Here is a 14,516-nt window from a genome sequence, read left to right as displayed (position 1 = left end):
CTCGAGATTGCAGACGGCCTCGGCTGGCCGCCGACAGCCGGCGCAGGCCAATCAGCTGAGGTCGGAGGACCTCCTCTGCTGCCTGTAGAGCTGCCCCAGATCTGGGGCAGACCAGGCGTCGCCGCTGCCCCACTCCTGGGGCAGCTCTACAGGGCCAGGGAGTGGCAGGTGGCGCATCGTCGCCGCCCCAGCCCCGGGGCAGCTCTACGAAGGCCCTGGAGGTGGAGGGGCAGATGGCGCATCGTCGCCGCCCAATCCCGAGCCAGGGCAGCTCTCCGGAGGGCCCCGGAGCAGGAGGGGCAGATGGCGCGTCATCGCCGCCCCATTCGTGGGGCAGCTCTACAGGGCCAGGGAGGGCAGTCGAGGGCAGCTCGACCTGAGCACATCGCCGATCCAGCCATAAAAAAGTCAGTCTTGACTGTTTGTTTCGGAGGCCGCAGGCTGTTGCCGTGTCCGCCGCATCGACGTCTTCCGCCGCGACGTCCGCTGCCGCGACGTCCGCCGGCGCGACGCGTGTTCCCCAGCAGGAGCGCAGTCGCGCCACCCAGGCCCGCCTGCTGGAGGCGACCGTCGACTGCCTCATCGATCATGGCTGGTCCGGCACCACGACCACCGTCGTGGCGGCGCGAGCAGGTGTCTCGCGGGGCGCGCAGCTGCACCACTACCCGACGAAGGCCGCGCTGGTCACGGCCGCCGTCGCCCATCTGGCCGAGCGCCGGGCCAACGAGCTGCGCACCGAGGCCGAGGCGTTGCCGGCCGGCCCGCAGCGGCTGGACCGGGTGATCGACCTGCTCGGGGTGGCCTTCACCGGGCCGCTCTTCGTCGCCGCGCTCGAACTGTGGGTGGCCGCCCGCACCGACCCGGAGCTCCGCGACGCCCTGGTCCCGTTGGAGGCGACGGTCGGCCGGGAGATGCACCGGCTCACCGTCGCCCTGCTCGGGGTCGACGAGCGTCGTCCCGGCGTCCGCGAAGCGGTGCAGGCCACCCTCGACCTGCTGCGCGGGCTCGGGGTGGCCAACCTGCTCAGCGACGACTCGGCCCGCCGTGCCGCCCTGCTCGTCACCTGGAAACGCCAGCTCGCCACCCTCCTCACGCCCTGACCCCGGCCACACCGGCCCAGCACCGACCGGAGGCACCATGGTCGACCTCAGTGACCTGCTCGCGGATCTGGCCGACGAGTCCGCTGACCTGGACGCGCTGGTGGCGCCGCTGCCGGCAGCCGACTGGGCCCGCCCGACCCCGGCGGCCGGCTGGAGCATCGGGCACCAGATCGCCCACCTCGCCTGGACCGACCACGTGGCGCTGCTGGCCGCCACCGATACCGAGGCGTTCTACGCGACGGTGACCGGCGCTCCGGACGTGACGCGGCTGGTGGACGCGGGTGCCGATGGATTCCTCGCCCCGCCCGTCGACTTGCTCGCCCGCTGGCGCGCCGGGCGGGCGGCACTCGCCGACGCCCTGGCCGCCGTCCCGGCCGGCGAGAAGCTGCCCTGGTACGGCACCCGGATGTCGGCCACCTCGATGGCGACCGCCCGGATGATGGAGACCTGGGCACACGGCGAGGACGTGGCCGACGCCGTCGGTGTCGTCCGCCCCGACAGCGACCGGCTCCGGCACGTGGCGCACCTCGGTGTGCGTACTCTCGGGCACGGTTTCGCCGCCCACGGCCGGCCGGCACCGGCGGCGCCGGTCCGGGTCGAGCTGGTCGGGCCCGGCGGTGACATGTGGACCTGGGGTCCGGCGGACGCCGCCGACCGGCTGAGCGGCCTGGCCCGGGACTTCTGCCTCCTGGTCACCCAACGCCGCCACCGCGCGGACCTCGCCCTGGTGGCCACCGGCCCGATCGCCGACGAGTGGCTCGACGTGGCGCAGGCCTTCGCCGGGCCGCCGGGGGCCGGCCGGGCACCGGCCAGCGAAAACGGAGTACGGGCGTGATCCGCATCGGCAACGCCTCCGGCTTCTACGGCGACCGGTTCACCGCCTGGCGGGAGATGCTCGACGGCGGCGAACTGGACGTGCTGACCGGTGACTACCTGGCCGAGCTGACCATGCTGATCCTCGGTCGGGACCGGCTGCGCGACCCCGACCTCGGCTACGCGAAGACGTTCCTGCGCCAGCTGGAGACGTGCCTGGGCACAGCCCTCGACCGGGGGGTGCGGATCGTGACCAACGCCGGCGGGTTGAATCCGGCCGGCCTGGCCGCCGCCATCGAGGCGCTCGCCGGCCGTCTGGGCCTGTCGGCCCAGGTGGGGTACGTCGAGGGCGACGCGCTCCAGCGGCCCGACGCGCTCACCGCGAACGCCTACCTGGGCGCGTTCGGGATCGCCGCCTGCCTCGACGCCGGTGCCGACGTGGTGGTCACCGGCCGGGTCACCGACGCGTCATTGGTGGTCGGCCCGGCCATCGCCCGATACGGGTGGGGCCGCGACGACCTCGACGAGCTGGCCGGGGCGACCGTCGCCGGGCACCTCCTGGAGTGCGGGGCGCAGGTCACCGGCGGCAACTTCAGCTTCTTCACCGAACTGCCCGACGGCGGGCACCGCCCCGGCTTCCCGATCGCCGAGGTGCACTCCGACGGCTCATCCGTGGTCACCAAGCACCCGGGCACCGGCGGCGCGGTCACCGTGGAGACCGTCACCGCCCAGCTGCTCTACGAGATCGGCGGGCCGGCCTACCTGGGGCCGGACGTGGTCACCCGACTGGACTCCGTGACGCTGCGCCCCGACGGGCCGGACCGGGTCCGGGTCTCCGGCGTCCGGGGCACCCCGCCCCCGGCAACGCTCAAGGTGGGCGTCAACAACCTCGGCGGCTTCCGGAACTCGATGACGTTCGTCCTCTGTGGGCTGGACATCGAGGCGAAGGCGGCCCTGGTACGGGGGCAGATCGAGGAGGCGGTGGGCAAGGACGGGCTGGAAGTCACGCTGGCCCGCACCGACCACCCGGACGCCGCCGACACCGAGGTGGCCAGCGCCCTTCTGCACGTACACCTGCGCGACAGTGACAAGTCGCGGGCCGGGCGGGCCTTCTCGGCCGCCGCGGTGGAGCTGGCGCTGGCCTCCTACCCGGGCTGCACGCTGACCACCCTCCCGGGCGACGCGACACCGTACGGCGTCTTCACCGCCGACGCCGTGCCGCAGGACGAGGTCGCGCACGTCGCGGTCCTGCCCGGCGGTGAGCGGGTGCCGATCGCCCCGCCGTTCTGCACCGTCCCCACCGCGGACGACGAGACCGTACCGGGCGGCGACGCGGCGGTTGACGGCCCGACCCGGCGCGGGGCGCTCGGCGAGCTGGTCGGCGCGCGCTCGGGCGACAAGGGCGGTGACGCCAACCTCGGTGTCTGGGCCCGAAGCGACGCCGGGTACGCGTGGCTGCGCGCCTGGTTGACCGTCGAGCGGCTGGCCGAGCTGTTGCCGGAGACGGCGTCGCTGTCGGTGCGGCGCTACGAGCTGCCGAACCTGCGCGCGGTCAACTTCGTGATCGAGGGCCTGCTCGGGGCCGGGGTCGCCGCGTCGACCCGGTTCGATCCGCAGGCCAAGGCGCTCGGCGAGCTGCTGCGCGCCCGGATCGTCGACCTGCCCGCCGATGTGCCGACGGGGGTGGCGCGATGAGCATCGTGGACACCCCCGAACGGCGGCAGCTGCGCGAGTTGACCCGGGCCTTCGTGACCCGGGAGGTGCTGCCGCACCTGGACGACTGGGAGCGGGCCGGCGAGGTCCCCCGGGCCCTGCACGCGACCGCCGCGAAGCTCGGCCTGCTCGGCATCGGCTTTCCCGAGTCGGTGGGCGGCAGCGGCGGTGACCTGCTCGACTCGATCATCGTGACGGAGGAGCTGATCCGCTCGGGCGGCTCGTCCGGTCTGGTCGCGGCCCTGTTCACGCACGGCATCGCGTTGCCGCACATGGTCGCCGCGGCCGGCGCCCGCACCGGCGGGTCGCTGGGCGGCCGGCTCGGCGGCACCCCGCCGCCCGCCGACGACGGCCTCATCGAGCGGTACGTCCGGCCCACCCTGGCCGGCACGATGATCGGCGCGCTGGCGATCACCGAGCCGGACGGCGGCTCCGACGTGGCCGGCATCCGCACCACCGCCCGCCGCGACGGCGACCACTACGTGGTGAACGGGTCGAAGACGTACATCACCAGCGGGCACCGGGCCGACTTCGTGACCACCGCGGTGTGCACCGATTTCCCCGGCAGCGGTGCACTGACCCTGCTCGTCATCGACAAGGGGTCGCCCGGGTTCACGGTGGGGCGCCGACTGGAGAAGCTGGGCTGGCACTGCTCGGACACGGCGGAGCTGTCCTTCGTCGACGTGCGAGTGCCGGTGGCCAACCGGATCGGCGCGGAGAACACCGGCTTCCTGGCGATCATGCAGCACTTCGCCGCCGAGCGACTGTCGCTGGCGACCCAGGCGTACGCGACCGCGCAGCGCTGCGTCGAGCTGGCGGTGCGCTGGTGCCGGGACCGGGAGACCTTCGGGCGTCCGCTGGCCAGCCGGCAGCTGGTCCGGCACCGGCTGGCCGAGATGCACACCCGCGCCGAGGCGGCCCGGTCGTACGTGCACGAGGTGGCCATCCGGGTGGCTCGACCACTCCAGCTCGGCGCGTCTGACGCCGCGCCGCGACCTGGAGCAGTCGCCGGCGAGCCGGTGGTGACCGAGGTGGCGATGGCCAAGAACGTCGCGGTGGCCGCCTGTGACCAGGTCGTCGACCAGGCGTTGCAACTGCACGGCGGCTTCGGCTACCTGCGCGACGCCGAGGTGGAGCGGCACTACCGCGATGCCCGGATCCTCGGCATCGGCGGCGGCACCACCGAGATCATGAACGAGATCATCGCGAAGGGCATGGGCCTATGACGATCCTGGACAGCGCGATCGATCCGGCCGCACCGGGGCACGTGGCGAACCGGGCGGCGTTGCTGGAGCGACTGGCCGAGCTGGACGCCGCGCTGGACCAGGCCCGGGCGGGCGGCGGCGAGAAGTACGTGTCCCGGCACCACAAGCGCGGCAAGCTGCTCCCCCGGGAGCGGATCGAGCTGTTGGTGGACGCCGACAGCCCGTTTCTGGAGCTGTCGCCGGTCGCCGCGTACGGCACGGATTTCCCGGTCGGGGCCAGCGTGGTCACGGGTATCGGCGTGGTCGAGGGCGTCGAGTGCCTGATCGTCGCCAACGACCCGACGGTACGCGGCGGCGCGGTCAACCCGTGGTCGCTCGCGAAGACCCGGCGGGCCGGTGAGATCGCCCTGGCCAACCGGCTGCCGATGGTCAATCTGGTCGAGTCGGCCGGGGCGGACCTGCCCACCCAGGCGGAGATCTTCATCCCGGGTGGCCGGGTGTTCCGGGACCTGACGCGGCTCTCGGCCGCGGGCATCCCCACGGTCAGCGTGGTCTTCGGCAACGCCACGGCCGGTGGCGCGTACGTGCCGGGGATGTCCGACCACGTGATCATGATTCGGGACCGGTCGCAGGTCTACCTGGCCGGGCCGCCGCTGGTGAAGATGGCGACCGGCGAGGTCACCGACGACGAGTCGCTGGGTGGCGCGGCGATGCACGCCGGCACGTCCGGGCTCGCCGACTACCTGGCCGCCGACGAGCGCGACGGCATCCGGCTGGCCCGGCAGTGCGTCCGCCGGCTCAACTGGCGCAAGCAGGGCCCGTCGCCGCGCACGGCCGTGCCGCAGCCGCCGAAGTACGACCCGGAGGAGCTGCTCGGCATCGTCAGCTCCGATCTGAAGGTGCCGTTCGACCCGCGCGAGGTGCTAGCCCGGATCCTGGACGGCAGCGACTTCGACGAGTTCAAGCCGGCGTACGGGGACGCGCTGGTCACCGGCTGGGGCGAGCTGCACGGGTATCCGGTGGGGGTGCTGGCGAACGCCCGGGGGGTGCTGTTCAGCGCGGAGGCGCAGAAGGCGGCCCAGTTCATCCAGCTCGCGAACGCCTCGGACACCCCGCTGATCTTCCTGCAGAACACCACCGGCTACATGGTCGGCACCGAGTACGAGCAGCGCGGCATCATCAAGCACGGCGCGTTGATGATCAACGCGGTGTCGAACTCGACGGTGCCGCACCTGACGGTGAACCTGGGCGCCTCGTACGGGGCCGGCAACTACGGCATGTGCGGGCGGGCGTACGAGCCGAGGTTCCTGTTCACCTGGCCGAACGCCAAGTCGGCGGTGATGGGCCCGGCGCAGCTCGCCGGGGTGCTCTCCATCGTGGCCCGGCAGGCCGCCGCCGCCCGGGGGCGCTCCTTCGACGAGGAGTCCGACGCGGCGATGCGGATGATGGTCGAGCAGCAGATCGAGTCGCAGTCCGGCGCGCTCTTCCTCTCCGGCCGGCTCTACGACGACGGGGTGATCGACCCCCGGGACACCCGCACCGTGCTGGGGCTCTGCCTCTCGGCGATCCACAACGGACCGGTGAAGGGCGCCGACGGTTTCGGCGTCTTCCGGATGTAGAGGGGCCACTCATGATCAACAGACTGCTCGTGGCCAACCGGGGCGAGATCGCCCGCCGGGTCTTCGCCACCTGCCGCGCGATGGGTGTGCAGACCGTCGCCGTGCATTCCGACGCGGACGCCGACGCGCCGTTCGTCGCCGAGGCCGACCAGGCGGTGCGGCTGCCCGGGAACACGCCGGCCGAGACGTACCTGCGGGTGGACCTGATCCTGGACGCGGCCCGGCGCAGCGGCGCGGACGCCGTCCACCCCGGCTACGGCTTCCTCGCCGAGAACGCCGAATTCGCGGCGGCGGTGACCGACGCCGGGCTGACCTGGGTCGGGCCGCCGGCCAAGGTGATCGCCGCGATGGGCGACAAGCTGGCGGCGAAGGCGCTGCTCGCCGACGCGGGTGTGCCGATGCTGCCGAGCTGGACCGACGCCGACGAGGTCACGGGCTTCCCGGTGCTGGTGAAGGCGTCCGCGGGTGGTGGCGGGCGGGGCATGCGGATCGTCCGGGCCGCCGCCGAGCTGCCCGAGGCCGTGGCCTCCGCGCGCCGCGAGGCGGCTGCAGCGTTCGGCGACGGCACGGTCTTCATCGAGCGGTACGTCGAGCGCGGCCGGCACGTGGAAGTGCAGATCTTCGGCGACAACCACGGGACGGTGGCCGCCCTCGGTGTCCGGGAGTGCTCGATCCAGCGCCGGCACCAGAAGATCATCGAGGAGGCGCCCGGGGATCTCCCGCCGGGGCTGCGGGAGCGGCTGCACGAGACCGCCGTGGCTGCCGGACGGGCTGTCGACTACGTGGGGGCCGGCACGGTCGAGTTCCTGCTGGCACCGACCGGCGAATTCTTCTTCCTCGAAATGAACACCCGGCTCCAGGTGGAGCACCCGGTCACCGAGTTGATCACCCCGGTCGGGCTGGACCTGGTCCGGATGCAGTTGTTGGTGGCCGAGGGCGCCCCGCTGCCCGAGCACCACCACTACCCCGCCACGCGCGGCTACGCGATCGAGGTACGGCTCTGCGCCGAGGAGCCGGCGCAGGGCTGGCGGCCCGCCACCGGCACCCTGCACCGCTTCGACGTGCCCGGCGTGGACCGCGAGTTCGGCTGGATCCAGCGGGCGGGCCTGCGGCTCGACTCCGGCGTCGTGGCGGGCTCGGTGGTGGGTGTGCACTACGACTCGCTGCTCGCCAAGCTGATCGCGGTGGCGCCGACCAGGTCGGAGGCGGCCCGCGCGCTGGCGGGCGGGCTGGCGCGGGCCGAGCTGCACGGGGTGGCGACCAACCGCGATCTGCTGGTTCGGGTGCTGCGCAGCCCGGAGTTCGCGGCCGGCGAGATCGACACCGGATTCCTGGACCGGCACCCGGAGGTCTTCGCGCCGCTGCTCCCCGCCGACCGACTCCCGGTCGCCGCGCTCGCGGCGGCGCTGGCCGGTGCCGCGCAGCGTCGGACGGACGCGCCCGTCCTCGCCGGACTTCCCTGTGGCTGGCGCAACGTGCCCGCGGTCCCCCAGACCACCCGCTTCGTCGGGTCGGACGGCGACAAGATCGAGATCCGCTACCGCCTGGACCGGACCGGCGCGCTCGCCGACTGGTCCAGCACGTTGCCAACCGATGACTCCGTCGAGCGGCCGAAGGTCAGCGACGCCTCCGAATCGGCTAGCGCGCCGACCGTGGCGCTGGTCGAGGCGACCCCCGACCGGGTGGTGCTCGACGTCGACGGGGTTCGGCAGGCGTACCGCGTACACCGGGTGGGGTCGGAGGTCTTCGTGGACGGCCCGGACGGGGCGGCGAGCCTCGTCGAGCTGCCGCGTCTCCCGCTGCCCACGGCGGCGGTGGCGGCCGGGTCGCTGCTCGCGCCGTTGCCCGGCGCGGTGACCCGGGTGCACGTCCAGGTCGGCCAGCGGGTCACGGCCGGCGATCCACTGCTCACGCTGGAAGCGATGAAGCTGGAACATCCCGTGCTGGCCCCGACCGACGGCGTGGTCACCGAGCTGCCGGTGCCGGCCGGCGGTCAGGTGCGCACCGGCACCGTCCTGGCCGTCATCGACGGCTCCCCCGCAAGCGGCGACCTGGAGCCGTCGAACCCCGAGGAGGACCCCCGATGACCTTCGACCTCACCCCCGAGCAGGACCAGCTGCGCGACGCCGTGCGGGCGCTGGGCCGCCGGTACGGCCACGGCTACTTCGTCGAGAAGGCGAAGGCCGGTGAGCACACCACCGAGTTGTGGGCCGAGGCCGGACGGCTCGGCTACCTGGGAGTCAACATCCCCACCGAGTACGGCGGCGGGGGCGGCGGCATCACCGAGCTGGCCATCGTCTGCGAGGAGCTGGCGGCGGCCGGCTGCCCGCTGCTGCTGCTCGTGGTCTCCCCCGCCATCGCGGCCACCGTCATCAACCGGCACGGCACCGAGGAGCAGCGCAAGCGGCACCTACCCGGCCTCGCCGACGGCTCGCAGAAGATCGTCTTCGCGATCACCGAGCCGGAGGCCGGCTCCAACTTCCACCGGCTCGGCACGGTGGCCCGCCGCGACGGCGACGACTGGCTGCTCAACGGCCGCAAGTGCTACATCTCCGGGGTCGACGAGGCCGGGCACGTCCTGGTGGTGGCCCGGACCGAGGATTCCTCCACCGGCAAGTTGAAGCCCGCGCTGTTCCTGGTGCCGACCGACGCGGCCGGGCTGACCCGGTCCAAGCTGGACATGGAGATCGTCTCTCCGGAGAACCAGTTCCTGCTCTACCTCGACGACGTGCGGGTGCCCGCCGACGCGCTGGTCGGCGAATCCCTGGACGCCGGCCTGCCCGCGCTCTTCGCCGGGCTCAACCCGGAGCGGATCACGGTCGCCGCGATGGGCGCCGGAACCGGCCGGTACGCCATCGAGCGGGCCAGCGAGTACACCGCCACCCGCAAGGTGTGGGGTGGCCGGAGCATCGGCTCGCACCAGGGGGTGTCGCATCCGCTCGCCCACGCGGCGGTGCAGGTGGAGCTGGCCCGGCTGATGATCCAGAAGGCCGCCACCCTGTACGACGCCGGCCGTGACCTGGAGGCCGGGGTGTCCGGCAACATGGCCAAGTACGCGGCCGGGGAGGCCGCCGCGCTCGCCGTGGACACCGCCGTGCAGGCCCTCGGCGGGGCGGGCATGACCACCGAGTACGGGGTGGCCACCCTGCTCGGCGCGGTCCGGGCCGGCCGGATCGCCCCGGTCAGCCGGGAGATGATCCTGAACTTCGTCGCCCAACACGTCCTCGGTCAGGAGAAGTCCTACTGAGCAGCGGTCAGCCGGGGGCGCGGCAGGCGGCGTCGATGCGGTGCACCGGGCGGACGCGGCGGCCCATCCCCTCCAGCAGCGAATCCTCGATGTGGAAGTCGTGGATCCGCAGCCGGTGCCGGGGCAGCTCCTCCTCGCTCGGGCAGAGCACCTGCGCGCGGACGAGGCCGACCGGCACGTACCGGACTCCACCCCGTTCCTGCAGGATCACCATGTTGACGTCGTCGGTGGTCACCACGTGCCCCCGTACGTCTTCGGTCGGGCCGTTCTCGGCGCCCACAGTGGTGACGGTGAGCGGGAGCACCGGTGTGCTGATCACCGGCAGCGCGGCCCAGACCAGCATGGCCAGCACTGCCACCTCGGTCAGCGACGCCAGCGGTCGGATCACCACGCCGGGTAGCGGCCCGGCGATGAAGAGCGCCAACACCGGCGGCACCACGAGAAGTGCCAGCACCAGCAGCTCACCCTGCCCACCCGCGTCCCGCAGCGTCGGCAGCAGCAGCCAGCCGTACCCGGCGAAGAACGCGACGATCGCCGACAACCGGGGTACGACCCACTCGTGTAGCCGGTCCGGACGAAGCTGGAACGCGGCAGCGAACGCCGGCAGCAGCAGCGGCAAGTAGAGCAGCGGCCAGGTGAGCAGGGCGAGCAGGAAGCTCGCCACCACCACCCAGGCCGGGGTGAGGTCCGCCCAGCGCGCGAAGAGCGGGCGGCGACGGGTGCCCGGCGGCAGTCGTTCCACGCTCACGGCCAGCACCGCGCCGAGCGCGAAGACGGCGACCAGCCCGGTGGAGAGCAGCCGGGCCGCGGTGGTCAGGAACCCGGCGAGCAGGTTGACCGGACCGACGTTGGCGACCAGCAGCAGCGTGGTCTGGAGTTCCCCACCCGCCTCCACGCCGAGCCGGAGCACCGAGAAGATCGCCGGCACGCCCACGACCGCCGTCCAGAACGACTGGCTGGCCCGCGCCCGCCGCTCCGCCGGTTCCCACCGCACCGGCACCTGCTCGACGTCGGCGACCGGCACGGCGGGTTCGGCCCGCGGCACCCCGGTCGGCCACCCAACGGCGTCCACCTCGACGTGGTCGGTCGGCACGGAAGGCCGGGGTGGCGGCACCCCGCCGCCGGCGCTCGCGTCACCGGTGGCGGTCGGCACCGTGCTCACCGCCGGGGCGCCTTGTCGTCGAAGTCGACCAGCTTCGGAACCTCAAGTGGTTGCGGCTGAGTCTTCTCGACGCGCAGCCACGGGCCCAGGGTCCGGTTGTACGCCGTCAGCCACGGGCTGGCCTGCCCGTTGCGGCCCTGCTGGTAGCTCTTCTGCAGGAAGAAGGCGACCAGGTCACGCAGCGCCGGATCGCCGATCGGCACGCCGATGCCCAACAGCTCGCTCGTGCCGAAGGGCAGGTCGACGATCTCGAACTCCTTCGGGTACGTGGCCAGGAAGCCCGCGAGGATCGTCTCGTCCGAGCTGACCACGTCGTACCGGCCGGCGCGGATGCCTGTCACGCAATCCCAGACGTCCTTCACCACCAACGCCTTGACCTGGCGCTTCTCCAGCTCGCCCTCCGTGGTGGAACCGCCGGTGGTGCAGACCTTGTAGGCCGGGTCGCGCAGGTCCTCAATGGTGCGGATCTTGTCCTTCAGCCGGACCGGCACCAGCACCTCCTGGGTGGTGACGAAGTACGGCCCGGCGAAGCTGACCAGCTTCTTGCGCTCCTCGGTCATCGAGAAGCTGGACACCACCAGGTCGACGGTGCCGCCCTGCAGATACGGGATCCGGTCCTCGGTGGCCGCCGACACGAACTCCAACTGCTGGTCGCCCTCGTAACCGAGGGAGGCGGCGATGTACCTACCGATCTCGACGTCGAAGCCGACGTGCTGGCCGTTGCGGAGGTCGCCCATCAACGGCTCGTTGGTGGCGACACCGATGCGCAGCTTCGACTGCCCGTAGATGTGCGACTCGCGCAGCTTCTCCTGCACCGACGGCAGGTCCGGCTCCTTGCGGCTGTCGCAGCCGGCGGCGGCGGAGAGGGTGAGGGTCAGGGCAACCGCCAGCGTCGTCGCGACCGAGCGGAGCCGGGACTGGGAACTGTGGACGTTCATGGGCGACCTCGCTGACGGAGCAGCCTGCGGGACACCGAGAGTAGCGAGCTGGGTCCACTGCGTGTGCACGCCGACCGGTCGGGTCGGCTGGTCCGTTCGATCAACGCCGATCGGCGCGGCGGATCGCGTCTCCGGTTGACAGCGGGCCCGGTCAGGACATGCTGGAGGGGTGAATCGACTGTCCAGGATCGATGCGCGGATGGTGGCGGCGGTCGCGGCGCCCGGTGCCGTCGCGCTGCTGGCCCTGCTGGTCGTTCTGCGCCGGCAGGACCTTCTCGGTGTCGTTCTCGCACTGCTCTGCGTGCTGCTGGCCATGGTCACCGCGGTCGCCGTGTCCGCCGCCCGCCAGCGCGCCGAACCAGAGCCGGCGGACCAACCGCACGCCACCGCGCCGCCGGAGTTGATGCCGTACGGGATCGACGCGGACACGCTCGACGCCCTGGACAGCCGGGACGCGTTGCGTGCGGTGCGTGACCGGGGACGGGCGCGCGGCGGGTTCAGCGACCGGTGAGCGTGGGCGCGGTGAGCGCGTCGACGCCCCGCCCCGCCAGGCACCGGTAGATCCGGTCGACGTTGCCGTCCACCGGCGGCAACACCTCCAGGTGCCAGCCGACCGGCTCGGCGATCTTCGTGGTCAGTCGGAACGTCGTGGCGCTGCACACCTGCCGTACCGGCTCGGCGGCGATCACCTCGTCGTAGGCCGCGCCGACGAGCGGCACCGGCAGGATGCCCTCGGCGTACGTCTCCCAGGTGTGCCGGCCGTCGCAGGGGACCCGGGCCGCCTCGGCGCGGGCGCCGCGGATGCGCACCGGGCCGAAGCACTCCAGCTCGGGGAGGCAACGGGCACCGCTGGGCAGCGCGGTCGGTGCCCCGGCGCCGGACGCGCAGCCGGGCAGCGGCCCGGTCGCCGGTGCCGCGACCTGGGTCACCGACGGTGACGGGTCGGGCGGCGAACCACTGCTCGCCAGCCAGGCCCCGGTGGTGGCCGAGGCGGCGAGCGCCAGCACTCCGGCGCCGCCGAGGAACCAGCGCCGCCGCCAGCGCCGGCCGCCGGGGATGCTGGGGCGGGAGTCCTCGACCGGGGGGCGCGGCACTGGCTGACCGGTGCCGTACAGGCCGGACCGGCTCGGGCCACCACTGACCGGAGAGCCACTGACCGGGGCACCGCTGGTCGGGACGCCGCTCACCGGGGCGGCCGGCGAGCCGAACGGCAGGTTGGCGAGCAGGTCGTGCAGTTCGAGAGCGGACGGTCGCTCGGCCGGGTCGTTGGCCATGCCGAGGCGCAGCACGTCGATGAGCTCGTCCGGTACGCCCGGGAGGCCGGGAAGTGGCTGGTTGAACATCTCCAGCACGGTCACCAGGCTGGGGTTGCGCTCGGACTGCCAGCGGGGCGGCCGGCCGTGCATCACCGCGTAGAGGGTGGCGCAGAGCGCGTACACGTCGACGGCCGGCGACGGCGGGCTGTGGCTGAACATCTCCGGCGGCGCGTACGCCGGGGTGAGCACCTCCAGGGTGACCGAGGCGTCGCGCGCCTCGGCCAGCACGGCCAGCCCGAAGTCGGCCAGCACCGCCGAGTTGAAGTGCGAGTAGAGGATGTTCGCGGGCTTCACGTCCCGGTGCAGCACCCCGGCCCCGTGCGAGTGCGCCAACGCATCCGCGATCTTGATGCCGAGATCGCGGGCCTCCACCGGGCCGAGCGGCGAGCTGCGCATCCGCTCGGCGTACGACCCGTCACAGAGTTCCATGATCAGGTATGGGTGCTGGTCGACGGTGACGCCGACGTCGAAGAGGTCCACCACGTGCGGGTGCGACGACATCCGCCCGGCGGCCCGCGCCTCGCGCAGGAAACGGGCCTGGTCGCGCTCGCTGTCCAGCGTGCGGTTCTCGACCTTGACGGCGACCTCTCGGCCGACCGAGATCTGGGTGGCCTGGTAGACGGTGGCGTAGCCGCCTCGGGCAAAGACCCGCAAATCAGTCAGACCGGGCACGATCGGCACCGGCAAGCCACCGGTCGGGGTGTCGGTCACCGCTCGAAAATACCCAACCCGGCCGGCGGCTCAGCGCGCCGCGTCCGCCGGAGCGGCACCGGCCGCGCCGGGCGCCTCTCCGGCGCCTCCCGGCACGTCGACATCGGCCGACGTGGAGGCGGCGGGAGCGGCAGGGGCGGGAGACACGGCAGCGGTGTCGGCAGCGGTGTCGGCGGCGGCCGGGGTGCCCCGGCGAGCGTCCATCCGCAATCCGACCGCGGTGGCCACCGCGCCCAACCCCTCCCAGGCGGCCACGCCGAAGAACCGGTCCGGGGCGATGTCGGCCAGCACGGCGATGCTGAACACGGTGAAGGTGACCAGCCGGAAGACCACCGTGAACCGGTAGAACGCCCGCCACTCGGTGACCGTCGCGAGCAGGTAGTAGACGCCCATGTTGAACGACGCCATCGAGGACGCCAGCAGGAACGTGCCGGTGTAGTCGCCGGCGCCACGCGTCGCCGGCACCTCGAACCCGAGCAGGCGCAGCTGCGCCTCCGGCCAGAGCAACCCGACCGCGCCCATCACCAGCGCCAGTACGCCGAAGACCGCGATGGTCCACCCCGCGACGGAACGCGGCAGCTTCATGAGGGCCTCCCCAGGCACGGCGACGGTCGCCACTGTGGACCACCGCACGGTGGTGACACGCTAGCCCCTCACCCCGACCACCACATCCCCAGAACCGCCAAAACCGC

General features: G+C 73.0%; 11 protein-coding genes and 1 pseudogene. 8 read left to right on the top strand and 4 right to left on the bottom strand.

The window, feature by feature from the left end; genetic code table 11:
- The first annotated feature begins 449 nt into the window (after window positions 1-449).
- Genes ACFYPR_RS00450 through ACFYPR_RS00420 form a run of 7 tightly spaced genes read left to right on the top strand, consistent with a single transcriptional unit; the run spans window position 450 to window position 9,697 of the window.
- A complete protein-coding gene (locus ACFYPR_RS00450; RefSeq protein WP_387258143.1) occupies window positions 450-1,100 on the top strand; it encodes a TetR/AcrR family transcriptional regulator in 651 nt (216 codons plus the stop codon).
- Window positions 1,101-1,137: 37 nt separating this feature from the next.
- Entirely contained in the window at window positions 1,138-1,935 is a 798-nt protein-coding gene (locus ACFYPR_RS00445) for a TIGR03084 family metal-binding protein (RefSeq protein ID WP_387258141.1), read from the top strand.
- Between the two features lie 56 nt (window positions 1,936-1,991).
- Entirely contained in the window at window positions 1,992-3,608 is a 1,617-nt protein-coding gene (locus tag ACFYPR_RS00440) for an acyclic terpene utilization AtuA family protein (RefSeq protein ID WP_387258679.1), read from the top strand.
- A complete protein-coding gene (locus tag ACFYPR_RS00435) occupies window positions 3,605-4,852 on the top strand; it encodes an acyl-CoA dehydrogenase family protein (RefSeq protein ID WP_387258139.1) in 1,248 nt (415 codons plus the stop codon). The genes ACFYPR_RS00440 and ACFYPR_RS00435 overlap by 4 nt, the downstream gene beginning before the upstream one ends.
- Window positions 4,849-6,450 carry a carboxyl transferase domain-containing protein gene (locus ACFYPR_RS00430; protein WP_354856542.1) on the top strand — a complete coding sequence of 534 codons (1,602 nt, stop codon included), beginning with the start codon at window positions 4,849-4,851 and terminating at the stop codon, window positions 6,448-6,450. The genes ACFYPR_RS00435 and ACFYPR_RS00430 overlap by 4 nt, the downstream gene beginning before the upstream one ends.
- 11 nt (window positions 6,451-6,461) lie before the next feature.
- Window positions 6,462-8,537: a biotin carboxylase N-terminal domain-containing protein gene (locus ACFYPR_RS00425; RefSeq protein ID WP_387258137.1), complete on the top strand. Its 2,076-nt coding sequence runs from the start codon at window positions 6,462-6,464 to the stop codon at window positions 8,535-8,537.
- On the top strand, window positions 8,534-9,697 hold the full coding sequence (locus ACFYPR_RS00420; RefSeq protein WP_354856537.1) for an acyl-CoA dehydrogenase: 1,164 nt from the start codon (window positions 8,534-8,536) through the stop codon (window positions 9,695-9,697). Before ACFYPR_RS00425 ends, ACFYPR_RS00420 begins: the two co-directional genes overlap by 4 nt.
- A 7-nt stretch (window positions 9,698-9,704) precedes the next feature.
- On the opposite strand, the gene ACFYPR_RS00415 is transcribed toward ACFYPR_RS00420, so the two are convergent.
- Complete coding sequence (locus ACFYPR_RS00415; RefSeq protein WP_387258135.1) at window positions 9,705-10,859, bottom strand: hypothetical protein; 1,155 nt, start codon at window positions 10,857-10,859, stop codon at window positions 9,705-9,707.
- Window positions 10,856-11,797, bottom strand: a complete 942-nt coding sequence (locus ACFYPR_RS00410; protein ID WP_354856532.1) for a transporter substrate-binding domain-containing protein — start codon at window positions 11,795-11,797, stop codon at window positions 10,856-10,858. Before ACFYPR_RS00410 ends, ACFYPR_RS00415 begins: the two co-directional genes overlap by 4 nt.
- A 169-nt stretch (window positions 11,798-11,966) precedes the next feature.
- Between ACFYPR_RS00410 and ACFYPR_RS00405 the strand changes: the two genes are divergently transcribed.
- Complete coding sequence (locus ACFYPR_RS00405; RefSeq protein ID WP_354856530.1) at window positions 11,967-12,308, top strand: hypothetical protein; 342 nt, start codon at window positions 11,967-11,969, stop codon at window positions 12,306-12,308.
- On the opposite strand, the gene ACFYPR_RS00400 is transcribed toward ACFYPR_RS00405, so the two are convergent.
- Both ACFYPR_RS00400 and ACFYPR_RS00395 read right to left on the bottom strand, forming a co-directional pair.
- Window positions 12,295-13,824 (bottom strand): serine/threonine-protein kinase, encoded by a 1,530-nt coding sequence (locus ACFYPR_RS00400; RefSeq protein ID WP_355064892.1) that lies wholly within the window; start codon window positions 13,822-13,824, stop codon window positions 12,295-12,297. The genes ACFYPR_RS00405 and ACFYPR_RS00400 overlap by 14 nt on opposite strands.
- Window positions 13,825-13,941: 117 nt before the next feature.
- Window positions 13,942-14,409 (bottom strand): annotated as a pseudogene (locus tag ACFYPR_RS00395) (hypothetical protein); the annotation flags it as partial.
- Window positions 14,410-14,516 lie beyond the last annotated feature (107 nt).

The sequence above is a fragment of the Micromonospora sp. NPDC005254 genome, assembly GCF_042872525.1.
Lineage (GTDB): Bacteria > Actinomycetota > Actinomycetes > Mycobacteriales > Micromonosporaceae > Micromonospora.
Note: the sequence above shows the minus strand (reverse complement) of the source record. Positions and strands in the feature narration are given on the sequence as shown.

Coding starts and splice junctions, on each gene's coding strand:
- ACFYPR_RS00435 (WP_387258139.1), top strand. CDS start 3,605: ATGAGCATCGTGGACACCCCCGAACGGCGGCAGCTGCGCGAGTTGACC.
- ACFYPR_RS00425 (WP_387258137.1), top strand. CDS start 6,462: ATGATCAACAGACTGCTCGTGGCCAACCGGGGCGAGATCGCCCGCCGG.
- ACFYPR_RS00440 (WP_387258679.1), top strand. CDS start 1,992: ATGCTCGACGGCGGCGAACTGGACGTGCTGACCGGTGACTACCTGGCC.
- ACFYPR_RS00430 (WP_354856542.1), top strand. CDS start 4,849: ATGACGATCCTGGACAGCGCGATCGATCCGGCCGCACCGGGGCACGTG.
- ACFYPR_RS00445 (WP_387258141.1), top strand. CDS start 1,138: ATGGTCGACCTCAGTGACCTGCTCGCGGATCTGGCCGACGAGTCCGCT.
- ACFYPR_RS00410 (WP_354856532.1), bottom strand. CDS start 11,797: ATGAACGTCCACAGTTCCCAGTCCCGGCTCCGCTCGGTCGCGACGACG.
- ACFYPR_RS00420 (WP_354856537.1), top strand. CDS start 8,534: ATGACCTTCGACCTCACCCCCGAGCAGGACCAGCTGCGCGACGCCGTG.